Origin of the sequence: Synechococcus sp. B60.1, from assembly GCF_047462555.1 — a bacterium.
Classification (GTDB): Bacteria; Cyanobacteriota; Cyanobacteriia; order Thermostichales; family Thermostichaceae; genus Thermostichus.
In genome coordinates this window covers 1-24,495 of sequence record NZ_JANSJN010000017.1, presented here as the reverse complement: position 1 = coordinate 24,495, position 24,495 = coordinate 1, and the positions used below count along the sequence as shown (strand labels likewise).

The following is a 24,495-nucleotide window of genomic DNA, read 5'->3' as shown; positions in this document are numbered from 1 at the left end:
TCGAGAATGTAGCGCAGTTGCTTGCGGGTGAGGCCGTAGAGCCGGGCGTAGTAGGCGTCCAGCTCGGCGCGGAGCACGGCGCGGCGGTCTTCATCCCAGCGGAAAGGTGGGCAGGGGATACCCTCTCCCCCTTGATCCCCCTCTCCCAAAGCTTTGGGAGAGGGGGTTGGGGGGTGAGGGCCAACCACCGCTCGCAGCGCCTCAAAGCACTCCGTCTCGCCAAGGCGGATGGCTTCGTTCCAGACATCGTCCGCGAAGGGCTTCATGTCCCAGGCGGTGTAGGTCAATTCCAACACCCGTGGCACGATGAAGGCGAGGTCGGCAGGGGTGTAGGCACTCGGCGGGAGGACGGGGAGTTGCTTCATGGTGAAGTATTTCAATGATACTCCACCAATCTTTTGTCTGGCTGCATAATCGAAAGCTATACAATCCATGCAAGCTAGAAGCGCAGCAATCACAAGCGCTTTCTGCTGGGGAAGCATTAGTAGAAATTTGTCACCGTATCCGACGCAGGGGGCTATACTTGCTACGACGGTGCGCTCGTTGGTGGCGTTGGTCACGTCGCGCCAGCCGAGCAGCCAGCCGCGTTTCCACTCGCCCAGGCGAGCTTCGACCTCCTCTGCCGGCACCCAGTACCAGGGCTGCACGACGAAGTGCGGGTCGGCGTGCTGTGCTGCGTCAGGGGTAGGTAGTTGGGTGCTAGAACGCGAATCCACTCCTTCATACGTGCCGTAGCGGTGGTCGTAGTGCCAGAGCATTTTGGCTTCGTAGAGGGGGAGGTAGAGTCCCTCTCCCCCTTGATCCCCCTCTCCCCAAGCTTCGGGAGAGGGGGTTGGGGGGTGAGGGGTTGGATGCTCGTAGGAATGAGTAGCGACATAGTTGGCAATTTCTCGGAGGACTTGTTCCGTCTGGTCCAATACCTGGTCATTGGTAAAGCGCAGAACGGCAAAGCCATGTTTGCGCAGGATTTCCTCCCGCAAACGGTCGCGTTCCTGCTGAGTGGGTTCGCGGTGCACGCCCCCATCTATCTCGATGATTAGACGGGCGTCGTCACAGAAAAAGTCGGCGATGAATTGTCCAATCGGGTGTTGACGACGGAACTTCCGGCCTAACAGCCGACGGTCACGCAAAAATTCCCATAGCAAGCGTTCGGCGGTAGTCGCCTCGCGGCGTAACTGCCGTGCTCTGGCAATCAGTTCCCGGCTGGCTTCAGGCAATTTGTACTCCCCTTCTCCTGCTGGGTGGGAGAAGGAATCCGGGGATGAGGGCCATCCCCCCTCTCCTGCAGTGCGGGAGAGGGGGTTAGGGGGTGAGGGCACAAACACATTCCCCACCAGCCGATACCCCTTCGCCTCCAGCTCCGCGCGAGTGCGGAAGAGGCCGGAGTCGTTGGACATATCGAACATGCGTAGAAAGCGCACGCCCCAGGGGTTGGCCCTCACCCCCGGCCCCTCTCCCCTTGTGGGAGAGGGGGGAGAGTTTTCATTCACTAGCACCGGCACGCGCTGGTAGATAGCCTTTGTCAGCTCGGCATCCTGACGGGTGCGGAAGACGGGCAGGGTGCGGGTGTTGGGATTGATACGGGCCAAGTCCTTCGGTGGCAGATGCAGGAGCTTCGTTGGCTTTCGTATGTCTTCGGGTTTATGGCAGAAAAAGGCGAACTGCATCTCGCGCGCCGGGTCGCCTGCGCCAGATATGGTAAGCAGGCTGAACTTCATGAGTGAAATAACTGCAGGGAAGAGCTTTTCGCGGTTTTCAAAATCAAACAGGCTGACCAATTGCCCCTTTTCCACCAGGTCGGCGAAGAAGAATTGGTTGGTGGCGTCGGTGGCGATGCCAGTTGGCACGATGATACCGGCCCGCCCGCGAGGGTTGAGCAGGGCGCGGACGCGCTCGGCAAACACAGAGTAGGTGTTGATGTCGCCGCGACCGGTATGGGGATATAGCCCACTGCCACGCAGGAAGCGGCTGGTGCTTTCGGCGGCGTGCAAGGCGCGCTGATAGTCTTGCCAGAGGGTGGGGTTGGTGTTGGCGAGTGCTGCAATTAGCCGCCTGCGCGTCGCTGCGTTAGCCGCACGGGCGATGGCGGTATCGCGGCTGGCAAAGAACTCTTCTTCCTGCAACTTGATGCGTTCCCAGGGTGGGTTGCCGAGGATAACATCGAAGCCGCCCTCACTCTCCCAGCCCCCTTCTCCGGGCGAGGGGGGAAGGTGAAACACCTCCGGGAACTCCAGTGGCCAGTGGAAGAAGCGCTGTTCGCAAGCCAGGGCTACGGCGGTGGCCAGAGCGCGGGAGTTGGCTCGATTTTCCAGCCGCTCGCTGACCGCTTTCGTGGTAATGGCCGCCGAGAAGTCCGAGGTCAAGCGCTGGAAAAAGGCCGCCGTCCAAAGGTTGCAGGCTTCTGTCAGTTTCTGGTGTTCTGGGTTTTGACAGTAGCGGGTGTAGAGCTCCTGCTTGCGGCGTACATTGGCTGGCGAGTCGTCCTGGATAGCTTCGAGCTGCTGCCGCTCCTGGCTGAGCTGGGCCACCACCTGGTCGGCCTCAAGCGGCAGAGAAAGCTGGCCTGTTTCCAAATCCCTGCGCTCGGCGCGATTTCGCCCCTTCAGAGAGCGGGCAGCCTCCCTGGAGTCGGCACTTACCAGCTCGAAAGCAGCATCAGGAAGGCCCTTTTCCAGAACCTTTAGATCCAGCACCCCCACCAGCGAGTCGCCACACTTGATGCGGTGATCGAGGAAGGTAAGCGGTTTGCCGGCGCAATGGGCCTCCAGCCAGAGGGCCACGCGGCAGAGTTCCACCGCCAAGGGGTTTTTGTCCACGCCGTAGAGGCAGTGGGCCACCACGTCGCGGATGGCCTCGCGCACAGTCTCGGGGGCGGGCTCCTCTTCGCCGGTGCGAACCTTGGCCAGCTCCTTGCCCAGATGTCGGGCAGCCGCCAAGAGAAAATGCCCAGAGCCACAGGCGGGATCCAGAACCCGCAGCGATAGGATGGCCCGTTCCTTTTCCTCACGGCCGGCTGCAGACTTCAGCCGCTCCTGCAGCACTGGCTCCAGGGCCGAGCGGACAAGTTCTGCCACCAGCTCCGGCGGGGTGTAGTAGGAGCCGGTACTTTTGCGCTCAGAGCCGTAGCCTAAGTCAAAGCAGGGCACACTGCCTGAGGTGTCAATCTGGGGCCGGTAGTCGAGCAGGCTTTCGTAGACGGATCCCAGCTCCTCTACGTCCAAAGCGGCGTAGTTGACCCGGCGCGGCGGCGAGGTCGCGTTCTCTTGGTAGTAGGCCAGGTGCCAGAAGGCCTGCAGCAGATCCCGGTTGCTCAGGCTGCACCCATCCAGCTCCAAAGGGGCAAACAACTCGCCGTTGAGAGGTGCAGCCCCTAGATGCTCTGCCAGCTCCTCCTGGGAAAGCACTCGCCAGAGCACCCGCAGGCTGCACCAGAGATCCTCATGCTCCGTAAAAGCGCTGCGCCACTCCAAAAGTCGCCGCAGCCGACTCACGCCGTAGTGATCCCGGTAGAGGGGGCTGGCGCTAATTAGCCCCCGCTCCTCCGAGACTAAGAGAAACAAAAAGCGGTAGACCAGCCGCAGCAGTTGCCGGTAGAACTCCTCCGGGGTAAGGCAGTTCGATCCTGGAGAACGCAGGTGGGAGTTTTTGGGATGGGCAAGAAAACCCTTGGCCAGGCCCTTGAGGCACTCTTCCACCCCATCCCGCAGCCGCTCGCGGACTCGCCCCCCCTGTTCCAGAGCCTGCTGGTAGTACTTCTCCAGCCAACACTCCCGCGCCTGCTCTGCCTTTTGGGGCAAACGGCTGCGGTGCAGCAGGCGAAACAGGATGGCAAAGTCGTTAAAGCGCTGCTCCTCTAGAATCTGCTGCAGGTCAAACTCCACATAGGCCTGCCGGCGCACAAAGGTGCTGTCCCGCAATAGACGGAGGGTCAGCCCGTTGGTGACGATGCCCCAGAGGTGCTCGCTGCGGTTGAGATACTCCTGCAGCAGTGAGTGAGGGGCTAGCCGCGGCCTGCCAGTGGAAGCCAGCCGCCCCAGCTCCTGGCGTACCCCCACAATGTGCACCGGCGGAGCATCCTCTGCTTCGCCGGCGCGGTGCGAAATGGCAAAGGTAGCACCGTCCAGCTCATAGGCCCGTGGGTTGTAGCGCAGCTCGTAGCCCAGAAAGCTAAGAAAGGGAATAACCCAGGCATCGCGGGTAACCGACGTGGCCGGATCCCCTTCCGGCAGACGGGCCAGCCGGCGGCGGAAAACTTCCCACTGGGTGCGGGCCTCGGCAAAGACGCTGGCAATTTCTTCCGTCAGGCTGCGCTTGTCTTCTAGCCCAAAGTCTTTCGGCTTCTGGCCTGACAGCTCGCCAGCCAAAAGCTGCTCCAGGATGTCCGGCCCCAAGAGGCCCCCTTCAAGGCGTACAGCAGGAAATTGGCTCATCTGGACAGCAGAGGTTGTAGGACAAGAATTCCCAGCAGATCGGGGGGAAACTGCGGCTTAACCTCCAGCCCGCGCACGCGCTGGGAGATGGCCTGTCGGATGCGCTTGTGGGCCTCAGCCAGCTCGCCAGCTCGCTGGAAAATGGCCTCCCGGATCCCTTGCTGAAGGGGGTGTCCTAGACCCCAGTTTTCTGCAGTCGGCGGCCAGGGGCTGAGGCTGTCTAGCACCTGCTGCACCAACTCCTGCTTTTCTACAAGCGGCAGGTTGGCATCTGGCTTGGCTGCGGCCAAAAGCTGGAGCGCTGCCCTACTTTCCAGCCAGCGGGCTTCGCCTCTTTCTAGGCCAACCCCTCCCAGCACCAGCACCTCCTCCGCTAGCAGAGGCTGAGCCAGCGGCTGCTCCACTAGGTAGCGCACCCGCAGCAACAAGAGGGTGGTGAGCGCAGCCACAGCCCGTGTCCGAATGACCCCGCAGCGGGAGACGACGGCCTCTTCAGGCTTATCTAAGGCCTTCTCTAACAAAAAGTGGGCCAGGGCAGCGATGAGGCGGTGGTTGCGGCCAACGTATTCCGCTCCTTCCGGCGTGGGGGAGATGAAGCTAATCCGCCACTGTCCACCCTTGGGCTGGGGCAGGACTGAACGAATGGCCTCCGGCAGGGTTGCCGTGCCCTCCTGGCTGAGGTTGACCCGGAAGACTCCAGACTGCCGGTCAGGGATCACAGCCAGGCCTAGGCGCTGGGCAGCAGTTAGAAAAAATTGCTGCACGGCCTGCGGATCCCCCAGCACAGCGTCTGTGGCCTCCAGTTCCCGCTGCACTTCTTCCGGCTTGAGGGATCGCTGGGCAAAACGGGTGCGGTTGCGCCGCTCCTGCTCAGCAGAGCGATCCCACTGGGCGTGAAACTGGCTCACCTCTGCCATCCCCAGATCCAGCGCCAACTGGCGCTCCCCTGAGCCGGATCCCTGGCGCAGAAAAAGGGCCTCCAGCACCGCCTGGGTAACGCTTTCACTCGCTTCGGGCACAGGCACGTGGGTGCCAAGGGTGCGGCGGATTTCCCGCGCCTTGTCCAGCAGCACCTGCAGCACCGCACCGTCCACAGGGTTATCCCGCCCGAAAAAGCGGACGACCTTGACCCGTTCGGCCCGTTGGCCATAGCGATCCACCCGCCCCTCCCGCTGTTCCAGCCGGTTGGGGTTCCAGGGCAGGTCGTAGTGGATGACGGCTGTAAACTTTTCCTGCAGGTTGATCCCTTCCGAGAGGCAGTCGGTGGCCACCAGCACCCGTGGCTGGTCAACGGCAATTTCCGCAATCTTGGCCTCCCGTTCCTCGTCGCCCATGCGGCCGGTTACGCAGGCTACCTGAGTTGCGGATCCCAGGTGCTGCCGAAGGTGGTCGGCAAGATACCCTGCTGTGGCCACATAGCGGCACCAGAGAATGGGGTGAAAGCCCTCGGCGAGGAGCCGCTTCACCAGCTCGATGGCCCGCGCCAGCTTGGTGTCTTGGTCTACGCCGTGAAGTTGGTGGGCCAGACGGGCAAGCTCCCGCAACCGGCGGCGGTCGCTGTCGGGCAGAGTTTGCTCTGCAGCTTCAAGAGCTGGCAGCGGTAATTCGTCGTCAGTACGCTCTTGTGCCGACTCGAACACCCAGCGGCTAAAGCTCTCCTCAGCCTCTTCTTCCCGAGAGCCTGCGCTGCGATTGGCCAGCGCCGCCAGAGCCGCTGCCGGACTGGACATGACACAGCGCAAAAGAGCCAGCGCCCCCCAGTAGCGTACGCGCCGCCGCCGCTGCTCCATCTGCTGGCCGGTGCGCACCAGCTCCGAGCAGAAGGCATAGGTGCGCTCAAACAGCTCGCGGTAGCAGCGTGAAAGGTCATAGGTCTCATCTTCAGCTTCCCGGGTTGGGAAGCAGGCGGTTTCTTGCCAGGTCTCCTTGATGTCCCGCCGTGTGCGCTGGACAAAGTGACGGGCCAGCTCGATGCGCTGGTTCTCCTTGAGATCCTGAAGGTCCCACTCCTCGAACTCCGGCCGCAGCAGCCCCAGCAACGACCGGAAGGCCTCTGGGATGCCGCTGTGGGGAGTAGCCGTCAGCAGGATTAGGTGGCGGTTGGGCGCTTGGGCAATAGCTCTCAAAAGAGCATGCCGCTCCTGCTGAGCTCTGCCGGAACTGGCCGCTGCCGCCCCGTGCACTTCGTCGGCAATGATCAGCTCAGGACAAAACTGCAGAAATTGAGGGCGGTTGCGCTCCGTTTTAACAAAATCAATGCTGGCCACCTGCACCGGGAAGTATTCGTAGAGATTTTGTCCCGGCGGGGTTTGCCGCTCCAGTTGCCCTACCGTCCCCGACCGGATAACTACCGGCTCGAGGTTAAACTTTTCCGCCAGCTCCCTGGCCCACTGCTCGCACAAGTAAGGCGGGCAGAGGACACAAAAGCGGCGGATCTCGCCGCGATCCAGAAGTTCTCTGGCTATCAGCAGCGCTTCAATGGTCTTGCCCACTCCCACATCATCGGCAATAAATAGCCGCACCGGATCAAGGCGCAGCGCCATGAGCAACGGCACAAACTGGTAGGTTCGTGGCCGGATGGAGATGCGCCCCAGCGAGCGGAAGGGAGTGGCGCCCTCGCGTAAGATAAGGCGCGCTGCCTGCCAGAGGAGATGGGCGGCTGCAGCATCGGCAACTTGGTCGGCGCGGGGCAGCGGGAAGAAGGCCGGCTCGATGCGCTCAAAGGGCAAGGTGCCGCCTATGAGGTTCATCAGTTGTCGGTGAAGGCAAATCGCGTCCTCTGGCGTGCCAGTAAGGGGCCGCAGCACTACCCCTTCTTCGGAATCAGCGGGGAGCACCACCCACTCGCGCTCGCGGCAGCGGACAATCGAACCAGGCTGCATCGATTGGGATCCCTAGAGAGCTTTCTCCATTTGTATGCATCTTTGCCGCTTCCCGGGAAGGACTGGCGAGCTTCTCCGGCTTTTTCAGGAACCCCCACAGCCTGCCTAGGCAGAACTTCTGCCGGCGCTAGGGCCGGCAAAAATTCTACATGTTGGAAAATGGCCTTCTCGCCCAAGCCTTTTGCAGGGATCCTTCCTACCCAAAACGTGGGGTGACGGTAGGATGAAACAGAGCTGGCCCCAAGCACTTCCAGCCGCTTACCCGATGAGCAGCACCCGTTATCCGTTTGAGCGTGTTCGCGACCACTTGCTCTTTCAGTCCTTGGCAGATGCTGAGTGGAAGGCATTGACGGCTGCCCTACTGCCCAGTCGCTTTTCTCCCGGCCAGGTAATCTTCCAAGAAGGGGATCCCAGCAGCGACCTGTACGTAGTTCTCAGCGGGATCGTGGAGCTGCGGCGCCAGTACATGCGCTATCCCGGCGATTACTGGCTGGCAACACTGCATGCTGGGCGCGTGTTTGGAGAACTTTCCTTGCTGACGGGGCGGCGGCGCTCCTTTACCGCAGTGAGCCTAACCGAGGTGCAAACCCTGCGCCTCTCCAGCGAAGGGCTGCTCCTATTGCCCCTGGAAGTCCAGGTGAAGCTTTACCGCGCCTGGACCCAGATCATCGGCGAGCGCCTCTTTTGGCTCGACAGCATGTTCGCAGATCTCCTGGAACAACGGGGGGCGGAAAATGTCGCCTCGGCTATGGCCCTGCTGCAGCAGCGCTATCCTGCTTGAGGAAAAAGAACCCCTGCCGGCAGGCTGGGATCCCTAGAATCAAGGTTCTGGCACTCCTACAAAGAAGCCAAAAATCAAGCGGTGGGATCCCAAATTTTATCTTCAGAATAGCCAGGGCTTGCGGTATTATGTGCTAAGCAGCAGCTCCCGAAGCATTTCAAGCAGCGAGGTTAAGAGCAGTGGTCAGGGTAGCCATCAACGGATTCGGTCGCATCGGTCGCAACTTTTTGCGTTGTTGGCTGGGGCGCTCCCAGTCCAACTTGGATATTGTTGCCATCAACGACACCTCAGACGCTCGCACGGCTGCCCATCTGCTCAAGTACGACTCCATCCTCGGGCCACTGCAAGGGGTGGAAGTGGAGGCTACCGAGGGTGGCCTGCTGGTTAACGGCAAGCACATCCACGCCGTTTCCGATCGCAACCCCAGCAACCTGCCCTGGAAAGAGTGGAAAGTGGATCTTGTTATTGAGGCCACAGGTGTTTTTGTAGACTACCAGGGTGCCTCTAAACACATAGAGGCGGGAGCCAAGAAGGTGATGATCACGGCTCCGGCCAAGGGAGGCGACATCCCTACCTTTGTGTATGGCGTTAACCAACACACCTATGACCCGGTGCGGCACAACATTGTCAGCAACGCCAGTTGCACCACCAACTGCCTTGCCCCGCTCCTCAAGGTGCTGCTGGACAAGTTCGGCGTCCTGCGGGCTACGATGACCACCACCCACAGCTACACCGGCGACCAGCGGATTTTGGATGGTGGCCACCGCGATCTGCGACGGGCGCGGGCGGCGGCGCTGAGCATGGTGCCCACTACCACCGGGGCGGCCAAGGCAGTAGCGCTGGTGATCCCCGAACTGAAGGGCAAGCTGAACGGGGTGGCAGTACGGGTTCCCACGCCCAATGTGTCGCTGGTAGACTTGGTGGTGCAAACAGAGCGGCGTGTGATTGCCGAAGAGGTGAACGCGGCTCTCAAGGAAGCTTCAGAGACCACGATGAAAGGGATCATTGCCTACTCCGATATCCCCTTGGTCTCCATCGACTATCGCGGCCACGACTGCTCGGCGATTGTGGATGCGGAGATGACCAGTGTGCTGGACGGGGATCTGGTGAAGGTGATGGCCTGGTACGACAACGAGTGGGGCTACTCGCAGCGGGTGCTGGATCTGGCTGAATACATGGCTGCTCACTGGGTTGAGTAGGCTGTTGTTTCCTGTCTCAATCCCTCAGAGGCGGAGAGGGAGAATTCGGCAAAAACTTGCCAGCGCTTGCCGTCATGGCTGAGGAGGGTGAGAGCGGAGGCGAGAAAGGATCCCTGGAAAGGGCGACTTTTGAACTCTGGCCAGGCGGTGCGAAACTGGGCCGGGCTGAGATCCCGAAAGGCCACAGTCATGTGGGGGACAAAGGGACGAGCTGGGGTAGGGGCCGGCTCTGGCTTAAGCAGCAGATTCATGTGGCGCTGTGTCTTGGCCTGGAGCTGTTGTAGCTCAGGGGAGGGCTCGACGTGGATATAGATAACCCGTGGCGCGAAGGCACCGAAGCCGCGGAGCTCAACGGCAACCGGAGCCTGCTCCTTGGCAAACTCTCCCAGGGATCCCGTCAGGGCTGGCAGCTCGGCAGTGGGCCACTCGAAAGGAGGCACCAGGGTAATGTGAGGAGGCGAGCGCAGGGCTGCGCGGCTGGCAAATTGCTCGGCAAACTGTTGTTTGATGGCGGTCACTTGCTCCTGCAGGTCTGCCGGGGGTAGGAGGGCGAGAAACAGCCGCTGTTGGGGAGCGTCGTTCACCATTGCCGGACAGGTGAGGGATCTGTATTATCCAGGCTAGGACAGCCCAGCCCTAGACCTCTACCCCATTCCCTAAGGGTCACAGGGTTTGTCGGGATGCCCGGCATCTTCTTTAGCCACTCATATTCTCATATAATTATCTAGCGATTATCTAGTGGCAGTAGGCTAGAGGGATCCTCTATGACCCAGCTTTCCGCTCCCGTTCCCACGCCGGCAACCGTATCTCCAGAGCCTGAGCCGGATCCGATTCCGTCCTACCATTGGCATCTCTTTCTCTGCGCCGACCAGACCAAGCCCAAGTGCTGCGAGAAAGCGGTGGGACTGGAAGCCTGGGAATACCTGAGGCTGCGGATTCAGCAGTTGAACCTAGAGCTGGCGGGCGTAGGCCCTCTGCGCGTCAACCGCACCAAGGCCAACTGCCTGCGGGCCTGCAACTATGGTGTTCCCGGGCCAGTGCTGTTGGTGTACCCCGGTGGGTTTTGGTACCACTCGGCCACGCCCCCGGTGATAGAGCGGGTGCTGCAAGAGCATATCCTGGGCGGGATCCCGGTGGCCGAGTATCTGGTAGCCCAAGATACCCTCAGCGCCCCTGATCCAAAAGAGCGTGGATAGCCTGCACGTACTCTGCCGTCGCCTGTTGCAAATCAGCCTTATCGCTGGAAGCAGGGGGGGGGATCACCTTGCCGATGCGCACCGTGATGGGGCAGAACAGCCGCGGCCAGCGGGATCCCTTGGGCAGCACCTTCTCGGTACCCCAGAGGGCCACGGGGAGCAGAGGTGTCTGGGTGCGCGCTGCCACCAAGGCAGCCCCCAGGTGAGGCTGGGGAATGCGGCCATCGGGGGTGCGGGTGCCGTTGAGAAAGATCCCCACCGCCCATCCCCGCGCCAGGGCTGCTTCCGTGGCTCGCAAGGCAGCGCGGTCAGAGCCGCCTCTCTTGACCGGGTAGGCCCCGTAGAGCCGGATCACCTGCTTCAGCGCTGGCACCCGAAACAGCTCTTCCTTGGCCATGAAGGCTACAGGGCGGCGCACTGCATTGGCCACCAGCGGCGGATCCAAGTGGCTGGCATGGTTGCTGACAATGATCAGGGATCCCTGGCGAGGCACGTTTTCCTGGCCATAGGTGCGGCCAAAATACAGTCCCCGAAACAGTGGATTGACCACTAGCCACTTGAGCAGCCAGTAGGCCAACCAATCCTGGCGGCGATAGCCCATCTGGACGATTTCCCAACTTGGGGGTAGCTCCCTCTTTGAGTGTAGGGGAAAGCGGGGGATCCCCAGCGACTTTGGAGATAGGTTTTCCTGAGACCTTCACTTAGGGTGGGATGCGGTGAGGGCCAGGAGTATGTCACCTCTCCAGATCAGGATCCTCGCCCAAAGCCCGCAACCTTTCCGCCAGACGCTCAGCCCGTTGGCGCTCCTGTTCGGCTCGTTGGCGTTCCAGCTCGGCCCGCTGGTGCTCCCGCTCGGCTCGTTGGCGTTCCAGCTCGGCCCGCTGGCGCTCCCGCTCGGCTCGTTGGTGCTCCAGCTCGGCCCGCTCATCTCCCGTCAACAGCAACTGCCCTTGGGCATCGCACCAGCGCAGCCAGCGGGCTTGTTTCCCCTCGAAAACTCCGTCCCACAGCTTCAGGCCCAGCTCCACCTGTTCCAGCCAGGTCTCGGTCATTTCCGCATAGTGGCGGCCTCGCAGCTCGAAAATGCGCAGCTCCTCTGGCCCCAGCTCGTGGTTGGGATCAAAAACCACGTAGTAGCTGACCCGCATCTGCTCGTAGCGACTGAGCTTGCCCCCTAGCTCGTCGCCTTCGCGGTTGGAGACAATCTCAATCACCACATCCGGCGGCTTGTCAAATTGCCAGAGCAGATAGCAACGGTTCTGCTTCTCCCACCATTGTTCCGGCACCGTGACATCCAGGCTGAGAAAAACATCCGGCACGATGGGAGGCCGGTTAGGGGTGGTGTAGATGCCCACATTGGCTGCTGCCAGGAAGGTTTTGTGGGGCAGAGAGCTGTAGAGTGCCCCCGTCAGGAGACGCTGCTGCTTTTCAGAGGCAAAGTTATCCACCGGGGTATCGTCCTCAGTGACCAGATCAGCGATGTCGGGCAGCAGCAGTTCAGTATCCATGGGCGAAGGCAGTCGGGGATGTCGACATCTTAGCCGTTTCCCCTACTTTTTGCCGCAGAGGACAAGGGCGGCAAAGCTGGCCGCTCTCCAGAAGGGATCCCGCCCGGAGAATGGGGTATCACGGCAAAAGGGATCTCTTTGAGGAAGAACCTTGAACTGTGACGTTTTGGTGATTGGCTGTGGCGTGGTGGGCTGTGCCATCGCCTACGAGCTGTCTTCCGCAGGGCTATCAGTGGTTGGGATCGACGCCAAGGATCCGGCCTCAGGCGCCACGGGCGCGTCACTGGGGGTGTTGATGGGGATCTGCAGCCGCCAGCCGGATGGGGAGGTGGTGCAGTTGCGCCTGAAAAGCCTGGAGCAGTTTGATCCCTTGATTGCCCGGCTGGAAGCGGACTTGGGTCGGAATTTGCCCGTCAATCGGCACGGCATCCTCAAGCTCCTTCGGGAGGAGGAAGTGGACGCTTGGCAAGCAACCCTGGCGGCTCGGCGGCAAGCAGGTTACCGCCTGGAGCTGCTTAGCCCCGGCGAAGTGGGATCCCTGCAGCCGGGCCTGCGCGGCGACCTGGCCGGGGCCCTCTACTCGCCCCAAGATCGGCAGATCCAACCCCGCCTCCTCACGCAGGCGCTTGTGGAAGCAGCCCAGCGTAGAGGCTGCCGCTTTTTCTTTCACCAGCCGGTTCAGAAGATGCAGCGCAGCCTGGATCCTCCCTTTCGCCTGCAGGCAGTTTATACGCCGGCCTTTACCTTCTCGGCAGGCTATGTCGTTCTCGCTGCCGGCCTGGGCAGCTCCCCTTTGGCTGAGGAGCTGGGGTTGCAGATACCGCTGCAGGCTGTCAAGGGCCAGGCCCTGCGGATCAAAGCCGCTGGGATCCCTCTGGGGCCGGTCGTGAGCGCCGCGGATCTGCACCTGGTTCCCCTCGGCGATGGATCCCTGTGGGTGGGGGCAACCGTGGAGTTTCAGGCCACCCAGCCTGAGCCGACGCTGCTGGCCTTACAGGATCTGCTGGCCCACGCCATCCAGCTTTGCCCGGCCCTAGCCGAAGCCACCCTGCTGGAGCACTGGGCCGGCCATCGACCCCGACCGCTGGGGCAGCGTGCCCCCATCCTGGGGCCGGCTCCCGGCTATGTCAATCTTTTTGTTGCCACTGGCCACTACCGCAATGGGGTGTTGCTGGCCCCGATTAGCGCCGCCGTCCTGAGAGATTTGGTGCTGAAAGGGAAAACAGCCCTCTGCGATCTAAGCGCTTTTGCCCCAAGACCTAAACAGGGCTGAGCGGGCCTATCCCCTGAGGGATCCGGACTTATGTCAGAATAGAAGGCTGCCCGGCTCAGGCCGAGCCAGCGTGTGACCTGTCGAGTCCTGCAAAGGAGAAAAGAGCCTTGCCGAAACTTGCCCTAAAAGCTCTCTGGCTGGAAAACGATTTGGCCATTGCCGTGGATCAGGTGGTGGCCAAAAACCGCAGCCCCCTCACCCGCTACTTCTTCTGGCCGCGAGATGACGCCTGGGAACAGCTCAAAGCTGAGCTGGAGAGCAAAACTTGGATCAGCGAGGAAGATCGCATCACTCTGCTCAACCAAGCCACTGAACTGATCAACTACTGGCAAAACGGCGGACGCGAGCGCCCCATCAGCGAAGCCCAAGCCCAGTTTCCCGACATCCTCATCGGTGGCAACGCCTAGCTCTCCCATCCCCGCCAAGGCCGCGACTCCAAACCCAACTCATCTTGCTGGGGATCCCGCTTTTGGGTTAGATTAGCACTCGAGGTTCCAGAGTGCTAACTCTGCACTCGGCCAAGCCGATGGATCGCTGGGGCTCTTCTGGGATCCCACTCTGCCTAGCAGCACTCAGCGCTAAGTAGCCCAGTTGAAATTACGAGGATCGCGGATTCTATGGCCAAGCAGATTCTGTTTAAAGAAGAGGCCCGCAAGGCATTGGAGCAGGGCATCAATCAACTGGCGGATGCAATCAAGGTTACGGTTGGCCCCAAAGGGCGCAACGTTGTTCTGGAGAAGAAGTTTGGCGCTCCCCAGATCGTCAACGACGGGGTCACCATTGCCAAAGAAATTGAGTTGGCGGATCCTTTGGAGAACACCGGTGCCCAGTTGATGCGAGAAGTGGCCACCAAGACCAACGACGTGGCCGGAGACGGCACCACCACAGCCACCATTTTGGCCCAGAGCATGGTGCGGGAAGGGCTGAAGAATATTTCGGCAGGATCCAACCCCGTAGCCTTGCGGCGCGGCATCGAGAAGACCACCGCTTACCTGGTGAAGCAAATTGCCGCCCATGCCAAGCCTGTGGAAGGCCGCAAGACCATCGCCGAGGTGGCTACCATCTCTGCCGGCAACGACCCGGAAGTGGGGGAGATGATTGCCAAAGCCATGGATGCCGTGGGGCGAGATGGGGTGATCACGGTCGAAGAGTCCAAGTCGCTGGAAACCCAATTGGAAGTTGTCGAAGGGATGCAGTTCGACCGCGGCTACATTTCCCCTTATTTTGTGACTGATACGGAGCGGATGGTGGCCGAATACGAAAATGCCTATCTGCTCATCACCAGCAACAAGCTCTCCAGCCTACAAGATCTGGTGCCTGTTCTGGAGCGAGTGGCACGAGAGGGGCGGCCGCTGCTGGTCATTGCGGAAGATGTCGAAGGAGAGGCGCTGGCCACCTTGGTGGTGAACCGCCTGCGGGGGGTGTTGAACGCGGTGGCGGTGAAGGCGCCGGCTTTTGGGGATCGACGCAAGGCCATGTTGGAGGACATTGCCATCCTCACTGGTGGGCAGCTCATCTCCGAAGATATTGGCATCAAACTGGAAAATGTCACCCTAGACATGATGGGGGTGGCCCGCAAGATTACCGTTACCAAAGACAAGACCACCATTGTCACCGATGGCAGCACCAAAGCGGCGGTGGAGAAGCGGGTGGCCCAACTCCGCAAGCAACTGGAGACCACCGATTCCGAGTACGACCGCGAGAAGCTGCAGGAGCGGATCGCCAAGCTGGCCGGTGGGGTGGCGGTGATCAAGGTGGGGGCTGCCACCGAAACGGAGCTCAAGGATCGCAAGCTGCGCATTGAAGATGCCCTCAATGCCACGCGGGCGGCAGTGGAGGAAGGGATTGTCCCCGGTGGCGGGGCAACGCTGCTGCATCTTTCCAAAGGGATCCCGGCCTTTAAGGCCACCTTGAACGCAGAAGAGCAGGTGGGGGCGGACATCGTCTGCCGGGCTTTACAGGCGCCGCTCTATCAGATTGCCCACAATGCTGGCCTGGAGGGGTCTGTGGTGGTGGAAAAGGTTCTGGAGAAGGAGATGCCCTTTGGCTTCGACGCCCTGACCGGAACCTATGTCGATATGTTTGCCCAGGGGATCGTGGATCCGGCTAAGGTGGTGCGCTCGGCGCTGCAAAACGCGGCTTCCATCGCCGCCATGTACCTCACCACTGAAGCCATTGTGGTGGAAAAGCCCGAACCTAAGACGAAAACAGGAACAGGCCGCTCCGGCGGTGCGGGGATGATGTAACTTCCCTGAACCGTGCCCTTGTAGCATAGGCCCCTATCCAGGGGCTTTTTCCTGTTCAGGGCTTTCTCCCGTCTCCGGTCGCAGCAGCGGGAAGGCGATGACATCACGGATGCTAGGGGCGTCGCACAGCAGCATCGCCAGACGGTCGATGCCGATGCCCAGGCCGCCGGTGGGAGGAAGGCCGTACTCCAGGGCGGTGAGGAAGTCCTCGTCGAGAAAGTGGGCCTCTTCGTCTCCGGCTGCCTTCAGGGCCGCCTGGGCCTCCAGCCGCTGCCGTTGGTCTACCGGGTCGGTCAGCTCCGAGTAGGCGTTGGCCGTCTCTCGCCCGACGATAAACAGCTCAAAGCGCTCCGCCAACCCCGGCTTGCTGCGGTGGGGCTTGGTGAGCGGACATACCTCCAGGGGATAGTCCAGAACAAAAGTCGGCTGGCGCAGACGGCTTTCGCAGCAGTGCTCGAAGGCTTTGACCAGCAGCTTGCCAGGGGAGTCCTGGGGGGAGAGATCGGGGATCCCCTGCTCGGCCAGGGCGGGCAAGAGCTCAGCAGTGGATCCCTTTTCCACGTCGATGAAGATGCCGGTGGCCTCTTCCACCAACTCCTGTATCGTCACCCGCCGCCAGGGTGGGGTGAGGTCGATGGCTTCCCCTTGGTAAGTAATTTGCAGGGATCCCCGTACCGCCAGGGCGGCGTTGCAGACCAGGGTTTCGGTCAGCTCCATCATGGTTTGGTAGTCGGCAAAGGCTTGATAGGCCTCTAGCGAGGTGAACTCCGGGTTGTGGCGGGTGGAGATGCCTTCGTTGCGAAAGACCCGCCCAATTTCGTACACCCGCTCGATCCCGCCCACCACCAGCCGCTTCAGGTGTAGCTCGGTGGCGATGCGCAAGTAGAGATCCAGATCCAGGGCGTTGTGGTGGGTGATGAAAGGCCGCGCCTCCGCCCCGCCGGGGATCACCTGCAACACCGGCGTCTCGATCTCCACAAAGCCCTGCTCCTCCAGGGTCTGCCGCAGGGAGCGGACGATCTTGGCCCGGTCGAGCAAGGTTTGCTTCACCTCGGGGTTGACGATGAGATCGACGTAGCGCTGGCGGTAGCGTTTCTCCACATCCCGTAGGCCGTGCCACTTGTCGGGCAGGGGCAGCAGCGCCTTGGTCAGCACCTGGTACTCGTCCACCCGCACCGACAACTCGCCTTTTTCGGTGCGCTTGAGACAGCCCTTGGCTCCCAGCCAGTCGCCCACGTCGAGCAGCTTGTCCAGGTTCTTGAAAGCCAGCTCTCCCATGTGCTCCGTCAGCCGTTGCTTTTCTAGGTAGAGCTGGATGGTGCCGGAGCGATCCTGAAGGGTAAAAAAGGCCAGTTTGCCCATGACCCGCCGCGCCCGGATCCGCCCGGCCACGGCCACCTGCACATCCTCCCGCTCGGCGCCGGGCTCGAGATCGGCAAATTGGGCCTGCAACTCGGCGGCCAGGTGGGTAACCGGGAAAGAATAGGCATAGGGCAGGATCCCTTGCTCCTGCAGATGGCGGGCTTTCTCGAGACGGGCGGCCCGTTGGGCGGCTTCACTGCTGCTGGGGAGAGTGGACATAGAAGTAAAGGGAATAGAGGATTTCAGGAACGGACGGGATCCTTTTTTTACTCTTCCGGCGGCGCGATCCCGTGGGAACGCAGCAGCTCCAAAAGTCTTTCGGCCCGTTGGCGTTCTCTTTCGGCCCGCTGCTGCTCTAGGGCGGCCTTTTCGTCGCCGGTGGGCAAAACTTGGCCCTCTCGGTCACACCAGCGCAGCCATTCCGTGTTGACGCCCTCGAAGGATCCCTGCCAGAGGGTCAAGCCCAGGCCAATCTCCTCCAGCCAAGTGGAATCGAAGGGAACCAGCTCTCCCCCCCGCCGCTGAAAAAGAACCAGCGGGGATCCCTGTAACTCCCGCAGTTGCCGCAAAGGATCGTACACCCCGTAGTAGGCCACCCCAGCGCGGGCATAGTCCCTGAGTTTGCGACCCAGCTCTTCCCCCTCGCGGTTGGAGACAATCTCAATGACCACGTCGGGGGGCTTGCCCATCTCCCAGACGAAGTAGGTGCGATCTTCCTTGCGCTCGAAGCTGGCGGGGGGAGCCACCTCCAGGCTGAGCATGACATCGGGCACCAGCGGCGGCAGCTTGAGGGCGTAGAACAGGCCGACGTTGGCCGTGGCCAAGAAGGGGATCGGCTCGCCGCTGTCTTTGGCCCTGGGCTGGAAGGAAGCGTAGAGGGCGCTGGTGAGCAGGCGCTGCAGCTTCTCTGAGTAGATGCTGTCTACAGGCTGGTCGTCCTCGATTGTCAGGTCGCTGACATCCGGTGGCGGCGGCGGTGGAAACTCCGCTGCTGGTGTCGAGGGCTTGAGGGGGCTAGAAGGTGCAGAAACCATGATGCCGGGATCCCTTGCAGGGTTGCTAGGGGCTGCTCGGTTGTTTGTCGATCAGCCGATATGAAACCATCTCGAGGGTAGCAAAGGCTGCTGGGAAAAGGGTGACCAGAGAGCTTCTCCAATCCCACGCCAGAGACAGAAGCCCAACCCTGGGCTTGCCTCCTTGAGCAGAGCAAGAGACAAAAAATCCTGCCAGACCTCCTCAGCTTTGGCCGGATCCCTTTTGGAGAGCAGCTAGCGCTCTGCTTGGGCGTTCAAGCGGGAGACGATCAGGTACACCACGAAGATAAACAGGGCCACCAACGCCATAGGTCGATCCTTGGTCAGTATCTTTCGCCAGTGTCTGTAGGATAGGGTGCCCACCCGAGCAGGGATCGAGTCGCTGTCCTTGCATAAGACTTTACTATATAACGCTATAGATATGACATTTGCCCGCAGGTTGGTTCTCGGCGGAAGATCGACTGCCGAGCTGGGCCAGTTGGGGATCCCCTCTCACTGGGTAGGCTCGGAGCTGGGCAGAGCCACCAGCAGGGCCTCCAGCAGCCGCTGCACCCGGCTTAGGCGCAGGCCAGCGTCGGCCAAAACAGGGCTGTTGGGGATGATGGCGTGGCGGAACCCCAGCTTGGCGGCTTCCTTGAGGCGCTGCTCCAACTGCGGCACCGGGCGCACCTGCCCCCCCAGGCCCACCTCGCCAATCAAGACCGTGAAGGGATCCACCTGGCGATCCCGGAAGCTGGCGGCCACGGCCACCGCCACCCCCAAGTCGGCAGCCGGCTCGGCCACCTGGATGCCGCCGGCGGAGGCGATGTAGGCGTCGTATTTGGAAAGCGGGATCCCCACCCGTTTTTCCAGCACCGCCAAGATCTGCAGAAAGCGGTTGAGCTCGATGCCGGTGGCGGTGCGGCGGGGGGAGCTGTAGCTGGTGGGGCTGACCAGGGCCTGCACCTCGACCACCAAAGGGCGGGTGCCCTCACAGGCGACGATGGTGGCTGTTCCTGGCGTGGCCTGATCCCGGCTGCTCAAAAAAAGCTGCGAGGGGTTGTCTACTTCCACCAAGCCAGAGGCAGTCATCTCGAAAACGCCGATTTCCTGGGCTGCCCCAAAGCGGTTTTTGACGGCGCGCAGCAGGCGGTGGCTCTGAAAGCGATCCCCCTCGAAGTACAAGACGGTGTCCACTAAGTGCTCCAGCACCTTGGGCCCGGCCAGGGATCCATCTTTGGTGACATGGCCAACGATGAGCAGGGCCACCCCCAGTTTTTTGGCCACCCGCATCAAGAGGCCGGCACATTCCCGCACCTGGGAGACGGATCCCGGCGCTGAGCTGAGCTGCCCCCAGAAGATGGCCTGAATGCTGTCAATGATGGTCACCTGCGGCTGCAGAGCCTGGATCTCGGCCAGAATGGCCTCCAGCTCGGTCTCGGCCAATAGGTAGAGCTGCTCGCTTTCTATCCCCAGCCCCTCCGTCCCGCCGAGGCGATCTGCACGCAGCTTAATCTGCTGGGCCGATTCCTCCCCCGACACGTACAAGACAGGCCCGCCCTTGGCCAGATGAGCAGCAGTCTGCAGCAGCAGAGTGCTTTTGCCAATGCCCGGATCCCCGCCGATCAACACCAGGGATCCCGGCACAATGCCGCCGCCCAACACGCGGTCGAACTCGCCAAAGCCCGAGGAAAAGCGGGGGTGGCGATCCGAGTGGACCTGAGCGAGAGGAAGGGCTGCCTGGGGGATCCCGCTGCCGCGGCTGCGCGGGGGGACAAGACGCTGGGGTGACCCAGACTTGGGAGAGGGGGTGAGAACCACCTCCGTCAGGGTATTCCAGGCGCCACAGTTGTCGCAGCGGCCCAAAAACTTGGGATAGCGCTCGCCGCACTGGCTACACTCCCAGACGGTTTTGGCCTTGGCCATGAGCAGGGATCCCGCCTCTTTCTCAGGATACAAAGACTCGATCCCGCTGGCGCAATCAGGATCTCCGCAAGGGCTCCGACCGGCTGCCGCTAACTGTGGGGCACAGGAACGGCAGGAATGGGCACCTCCGGCAAGACTAGGGATCCGCACTGGCCGTGGTGGCGCAGCAGATGGTCACAGAGCACCAAAGCCACCATCGCCTCCACCATCGGCACCGCCCGCGGCAGCACACAGGGATCGTGGCGCCCCCGCGCCGCCAAGACCGTCTCCTGCCCGTCGAGGGTGACCGTGTTTTGAGGCTGGCGAATGGTGGCGGTGGGCTTGAAGGCCACCCGCAGGACGATATCTTCCCCGTTGCTGATGCCCCCCTGGATGCCGCCGGAGCGGTTGCTGCGGGTGCGCCAGCCGCTGGGGGTCATGTAAAACTCATCGTTGTGCTGCTTGCCCGTCAGGTAGGTGCCGGCAAACCCCGACCCAATCTCAAACCCCTTGCTGGCCGGCAGCGACATCACCGCCTTGGCCAGGTCGGCTTCTAGTTTGTCAAACACGGGGCAGCCCAGCCCGCGGGGCACATTGCGGGCCACGCACTCCACCACTCCCCCGAGAGAATCCCCTTCCCGCGCCGCTGCTTCGATTTTCTCAATCATCGCCGCCGCCGCTTCTGGGTCGGGGCAGCGGACAATGTTGGCCTCCACCTGCTCGGCTGTTACTGAGCTGGGATCCACCTGCGCCTCCACGTCTTTGACCCGCTGCACATAGGCCAGGATCTCCACTCCTGCCGCCAGACGCAGGATCTTCTTGGCAATGGCCCCGGCGGCCACCCGGCCAATGGTCTCCCGCGCCGAGGCCCGTCCTCCCCCCTGCCAGTTGCGGATGCCGTACTTGGCCTGGTAGGTGGCATCAGCATGGGAAGGGCGAAAGGTGGTGGCCATTTCGCGGTAGTCCTGGGGGCGGGCATCCTGGTTGCGCACCAGGATGTGGATGGGCGTGCCCAGCGTAAAGCCCTGGAAAACCCCGGAGAGGATCTCGCAGCGATCCGCCTCCTGGCGCGGTGTGGTGATGGAGCTCTGGCCAGGGCGGCGCCGATCCAGCTCCGCCTGGATGTCGGCCTCGCTTAAGGGCAGCCGCGGCGGGCAGCCGTCCACCACCACCCCCACCGCCCCCCCGTGGGACTCGCCGTAGGTGGTGACGCAAAACAAGACGCCGAAGGAGTTGCCGTTGGCCATGGGATCCCTGGGTTGCCAAGAGGTAGAGAAGCTGCCCGCTCCGTTTGCGCTAGCAGGACAGAGTCCTTGGAGGCCTGAGCGAGCTCTAGGGTTGGGGATAAAAAGCCCCCAAGCGACTGTTTTCTATTCTGCACCAGGGAACTGCCGAGCAGCGCGGTGCAACTGACGGCAGCCGGCGATCCCCCGCAACACCAGGTGGGGATCCCAGTGCAGTTCCCTGTCCAGAAAGCGCAGGTGGGCGTAGAGCAGCTCGCCATCGCCGCCGGTTACTAGCAGGGGCCCCTGGGGAAAGCGGCGCCGCCAGTCGGCGATGAAGTCCTGCAAGCCGGCCAGCAGGGTGTGGAGAATGCCGCTGCGGATGGCAGCCCCCGTGTCCCTAGCCCAGCGGGGGGGCAAGGGATCCGCCGCCTCCCACTCCACTTTGGGCAGGCGGGCGGTGTGGTCGGCCAGTGCCTGTGCCTGCAGCCCTAGGCCGGGCAGGATCGCCCCTCCCACCAGGGATCCCTCCGGGTCAGCCCCCGTCAGGGTTAGGGCGGTGCCGGCGTCGATGACCAGACAGGGCCAGCCGTAGTGGATGCCGGCAGCCCAGACGGCCAGCGCCCGATCCAGCCCCAGGCCGGGGTAGGGATCCCGCAGCGGCACCTGGGAGAGTCCAAGGCAATGCACCCACGGGGATCCCGGCGGCAAAGGGGCAGAGCCAACGGCAGCCAGCCACAGCTCCATCTCTTCCGGCCAGGACAAGGGCCGGTGGGCAGGGAACTGTTCCACCTTGACCAAGGTCTCCCCCACAAACCAGCCCCAGCGCACGTGGGTGTTGCCCAGCACCGCCGCCAGCCACCGGTCGGGTTGGGCCTCAAAACTCATGCAGCAGCTCCGCCTCCACGCGAAACAGCTCCACCGGCTGATCCGCAGGGATCCCGGCCAACCTTTTGGCGGTGGAAAGCTGCCATTCCGTTGTCAGGGCTTCTCCGGGCAGCAACACCGCCCCCCGCGTGCCCGTGCGAATGAACAGGCCCATGCGGGTGGGATCCACCTGCTCCAGCGAGGGGATGGGCACCACCCGTCGCACGATGGCCACCTGGATGGACGCCGACTCCAGCTCCCCAGGTCGCAGGGGCGGATAGCGCCAGTCGCGGGTAACAGCCCCCACCGCTGCCCGGATGGTGGCCCTGGCCAGATCCTCGCCGCCGGGATCCAAGCTGCCCCAACAGCCGCGGGGCCGCCCCTCCCTGGTCACCGTAACAAAAACTCCCGCCGGGCGCCGCCAGTGGGGCGGGATCTCTTCTGGGGCGGGCAGCACCTGGCCAGTGGCGAAGTAGTGGGCGATGGCCTGCCGCGCCAGGGCCGGCAGCGTCTCAGGAAGGGGTGGCGGCTGGCCGGGAGCGGGGATCCCTGTCCCCTTCGCCTCTTCCTCCCTGGGGTCGACCAAGGCGCCTGCCCAGAAAGTCGTGGCCGGGGACGGGATCCCGCCAACGCGCCCGGAAACCTCTGGCTGGGATCCAACCAGCAGCACTAGCCCCGCCCCCAGAAACAAGGTCAGTAGGCCGAGCAGGCGAACGGCAAAGGTGGACATGGGCAGGGATCCCCTTGGCAAGGGAGAGAGGGTTGGCAACCCAACTCTAGGCTAGGCTACGCCCCCGCTGCTGCAGGTACTGGAAAACGGTGTTCAAATCCTTGTCGCCCCGCCCGGAGCAATTGACCACCACCCGCTGCTGGGGGCCAAGCTGCGGCGCCAAAGTCTTCAGGTAGGCCAGGGCATGGGCTGTCTCCAGAGCAGGGATGATCCCTTCCAGGCGCGACAGCAGCAGCAGCGCTTCCACCGCCTCGTCGTCGGTAACCGCGTAGTACTCGGCCCGCCCAATCTCTTTTAGGTAGCTGTGCTCCGGCCCTACGCCAGGGTAATCCAGGCCGGCGCTGATGGAATGGGCCTCCTGCACCTGGCCTTCTTCATCTTGCAACAGGTAGCTCATGGCCCCGTGCAAGACCCCAATGCGACCGCGGCTGAGGGTGGCGGCGTGGCGGGATGTGTGCAAACCCTCCCCGGCAGCCTCAATACCGATGAGCCGCACCTGGGGATCGCGGATAAACTCGTTGAACAGGCCCAGGGCATTGGAGCCGCCGCCCACACAGGCCAGCAACACGTCCGGCAACCCTCCCCATTTCTCCTGACACTGCTGCCGCGTCTCTTGGCCAATGACATCGTGAAAGGCCCGCACCAGCTTCGGGTAGGGGTGGGGCCCGGCCACCGTGCCAATGACGTAGTGGGTGGTCTCCACATGGGTTACCCAGTCGCGGATGGCCTCGGAGAGGGCATCTTTGAGGGTGGCCGTGCCGGCTTCCACCCCGCGCACCTCAGCGCCCAACAGGCGCATCCGCTGCACGTTGGGGGCCTGCCGCTCCATGTCCAGCGCCCCCATGTAGATGACGCATTCCAGGCCGAAGCGGGCGCACACCGTTGCCGTGGCCACCCCATGTTGGCCGGCGCCGGTCTCGGCGATGATCCGCCGCTTGCCCATGCGCACCGCCAGCAGCACTTGGCCGAGGGCGTTGTTGATCTTGTGGGCGCCGGTGTGGTTGAGGTCTTCCCGTTTGAGGTAGATCTGGGGGCCGCCGTAGTGTTCGGTAAGCCGCTGGGCAAAGTAAAGCGGGCTGGGCCGTCCGACAAAATCCCGCAACAAGCTGTGCAACTCGGCGCGAAACTCGGGATCCTGCCAGTGCCGCTCAAAGGCTTCCTCCAGCTCCGTCAGGGCGCTCATCAGGGTTTCCGGTACAAAGCGGCCCCCAAACGGCCCAAACCGGCCCTGGGGATCCGGGCGCACCTGCGGGTCAAGGGGATCCCAAGCAACAGCGTGGGCAGCAGCAAGAGGAGTTGAGGTCATGGCAAATCTGTTGGTGCAGGCTGGGCAGCCGGCAATAGGAGACAGGCCTCCCTATTTTACAAAAGTCGGAAACGCGGGAAGGCGACTATTTGCCGCCCTAGAGGGTGGGATCCCGCCAAAACCGGCTTTGAATAGGGGACTTCCAGGGATCTTTAGGATGAGGCCGTCTGATTTTGGGGAGCGGCCTTTATGGACAAGCATCTGCAAGAGTTGCTCCAGCAAGAAGATCAAAAGCGCATAGACGAAGAACTACGCCGCACCTATGCCCTTTCTCAAAAGTCTCAGGGAGTGGCAATCTTTTTGTCGTTATTGCTGGCTTTTGCAGCCTACATTTATACGCGACGATGGAAAGCGCTGATGGTCTTTTTGGGGTGGTGCATTTTTGTTGGCGTGTTGTTTGGCGACGAAGAAGGAGAAGTTTCTCTCCCTGGACTTTTTCTGGCCTCCACCTGGGCAGCAGTGGACAACTGCGCCGCTATCCAGCGAGCTAGAGAAAAAAATGAACTACCCCACCGCGTAGGCGGGTGGGGTTTCCTCACCCGCTTGACAGCAGAGCTTTTGTCTCTTCTTCTGC

At 62.2% G+C, this 24,495-nt stretch carries 19 protein-coding genes; 7 read left to right on the top strand and 12 right to left on the bottom strand.

Annotated elements, in window-relative coordinates:
• Positions 1 to 4,430: DUF559 domain-containing protein (locus NW863_RS03485; protein WP_414364428.1), on the bottom strand; the 4,430-nt coding region annotated here is incomplete at its 3' end.
• Positions 4,427 to 7,312: a helicase-related protein gene (locus NW863_RS03480; protein ID WP_414364426.1), complete on the bottom strand. Its 2,886-nt coding sequence runs from the start codon at positions 7,310 to 7,312 to the stop codon at positions 4,427 to 4,429. The genes NW863_RS03480 and NW863_RS03485, both read right to left, overlap by 4 nt.
• A 265-nt stretch (positions 7,313 to 7,577) precedes the next feature.
• On the opposite strand from NW863_RS03480, the gene NW863_RS03475 reads away from it, so the two are divergent.
• Together NW863_RS03475 and gap are read left to right on the top strand one after the other, a co-directional pair.
• Positions 7,578 to 8,093: a Crp/Fnr family transcriptional regulator gene (locus NW863_RS03475; RefSeq protein ID WP_414334241.1), complete on the top strand. Its 516-nt coding sequence runs from the start codon at positions 7,578 to 7,580 to the stop codon at positions 8,091 to 8,093.
• A 179-nt stretch (positions 8,094 to 8,272) separates the two neighbouring features.
• Positions 8,273 to 9,292 carry a type I glyceraldehyde-3-phosphate dehydrogenase gene (gene gap, locus NW863_RS03470; protein WP_414364424.1) on the top strand — a complete coding sequence of 340 codons (1,020 nt, stop codon included), beginning with the start codon at positions 8,273 to 8,275 and terminating at the stop codon, positions 9,290 to 9,292.
• Here gap and NW863_RS03465 read toward each other — a convergent pair.
• Positions 9,277 to 9,879: a 2'-5' RNA ligase family protein gene (locus tag NW863_RS03465; RefSeq protein WP_414364422.1), complete on the bottom strand. Its 603-nt coding sequence runs from the start codon at positions 9,877 to 9,879 to the stop codon at positions 9,277 to 9,279. The two genes, gap and NW863_RS03465, sit on opposite strands and share 16 nt — an antisense overlap.
• Before the next feature lie 177 nt (positions 9,880 to 10,056).
• Here NW863_RS03465 and NW863_RS03460 point away from each other — a divergent pair, with 177 nt between their 5' ends.
• Positions 10,057 to 10,488 carry a (2Fe-2S) ferredoxin domain-containing protein gene (locus NW863_RS03460; protein WP_414364420.1) on the top strand — a complete coding sequence of 144 codons (432 nt, stop codon included), beginning with the start codon at positions 10,057 to 10,059 and terminating at the stop codon, positions 10,486 to 10,488.
• Here the strand turns inward: NW863_RS03460 and NW863_RS03455 are convergent.
• Together NW863_RS03455 and NW863_RS03450 are read right to left on the bottom strand one after the other, a co-directional pair.
• Positions 10,457 to 11,089, bottom strand: a complete 633-nt coding sequence (locus NW863_RS03455; RefSeq protein ID WP_414334248.1) for a lysophospholipid acyltransferase family protein — start codon at positions 11,087 to 11,089, stop codon at positions 10,457 to 10,459. The two genes, NW863_RS03460 and NW863_RS03455, sit on opposite strands and share 32 nt — an antisense overlap.
• Positions 11,090 to 11,222: 133 nt before the next feature.
• Positions 11,223 to 11,996, bottom strand: coding sequence for a Uma2 family endonuclease (locus tag NW863_RS03450; protein ID WP_414364418.1), 774 nt, complete (start codon positions 11,994 to 11,996; stop codon positions 11,223 to 11,225).
• A gap of 151 nt (positions 11,997 to 12,147) precedes the next feature.
• Between NW863_RS03450 and NW863_RS03445 the strand changes: the two genes are divergently transcribed.
• The 3 genes from NW863_RS03445 (at position 12,148) to groL (ending at position 15,515) form a co-directional block, all read left to right on the top strand.
• A complete protein-coding gene (locus NW863_RS03445) occupies positions 12,148 to 13,269 on the top strand; it encodes an NAD(P)/FAD-dependent oxidoreductase (RefSeq protein WP_414364416.1) in 1,122 nt (373 codons plus the stop codon).
• Between the two features lie 77 nt (positions 13,270 to 13,346).
• Complete coding sequence (locus NW863_RS03440; protein WP_414364441.1) at positions 13,347 to 13,676, top strand: 30S ribosomal protein PSRP-3; 330 nt, start codon at positions 13,347 to 13,349, stop codon at positions 13,674 to 13,676.
• A gap of 210 nt (positions 13,677 to 13,886) precedes the next feature.
• Positions 13,887 to 15,515 carry a chaperonin GroEL gene (gene groL / locus NW863_RS03435; RefSeq protein ID WP_414364414.1) on the top strand — a complete coding sequence of 543 codons (1,629 nt, stop codon included), beginning with the start codon at positions 13,887 to 13,889 and terminating at the stop codon, positions 15,513 to 15,515.
• Positions 15,516 to 15,548: 33 nt separating this feature from the next.
• Here groL and lysS read toward each other — a convergent pair whose 3' ends face one another.
• From lysS to trpB, 7 genes are all read right to left on the bottom strand, one after another.
• A complete protein-coding gene (gene lysS / locus NW863_RS03430) occupies positions 15,549 to 17,096 on the bottom strand; it encodes a lysine--tRNA ligase (RefSeq protein ID WP_414364412.1) in 1,548 nt (515 codons plus the stop codon).
• Positions 17,097 to 17,143: 47 nt separating this feature from the next.
• Positions 17,144 to 17,911, bottom strand: a complete 768-nt coding sequence (locus tag NW863_RS03425) for a Uma2 family endonuclease (RefSeq protein ID WP_414364411.1) — start codon at positions 17,909 to 17,911, stop codon at positions 17,144 to 17,146.
• 492 nt (positions 17,912 to 18,403) lie between these two features.
• Complete coding sequence (radA, locus tag NW863_RS03420) at positions 18,404 to 19,816, bottom strand: DNA repair protein RadA (RefSeq protein ID WP_414364439.1); 1,413 nt, start codon at positions 19,814 to 19,816, stop codon at positions 18,404 to 18,406.
• Between the two features lie 89 nt (positions 19,817 to 19,905).
• Positions 19,906 to 21,042, bottom strand: a complete 1,137-nt coding sequence (gene aroC, locus NW863_RS03415; RefSeq protein ID WP_414364409.1) for a chorismate synthase — start codon at positions 21,040 to 21,042, stop codon at positions 19,906 to 19,908.
• 123 nt (positions 21,043 to 21,165) lie between these two features.
• Entirely contained in the window at positions 21,166 to 21,906 is a 741-nt protein-coding gene (locus NW863_RS03410) for a pantothenate kinase (protein ID WP_414364407.1), read from the bottom strand.
• Positions 21,896 to 22,654 (bottom strand): AMMECR1 domain-containing protein, encoded by a 759-nt coding sequence (locus tag NW863_RS03405; RefSeq protein ID WP_414332924.1) that lies wholly within the window; start codon positions 22,652 to 22,654, stop codon positions 21,896 to 21,898. Before NW863_RS03405 ends, NW863_RS03410 begins: the two co-directional genes overlap by 11 nt.
• Positions 22,655 to 22,661: 7 nt before the next feature.
• Complete coding sequence (gene trpB / locus NW863_RS03400; protein WP_414332926.1) at positions 22,662 to 23,921, bottom strand: tryptophan synthase subunit beta; 1,260 nt, start codon at positions 23,919 to 23,921, stop codon at positions 22,662 to 22,664.
• Between the two features lie 189 nt (positions 23,922 to 24,110).
• Here trpB and NW863_RS03395 point away from each other — a divergent pair.
• Positions 24,111 to 24,495: hypothetical protein (locus NW863_RS03395; protein ID WP_414364405.1), on the top strand; the 385-nt coding region annotated here is incomplete at its 3' end.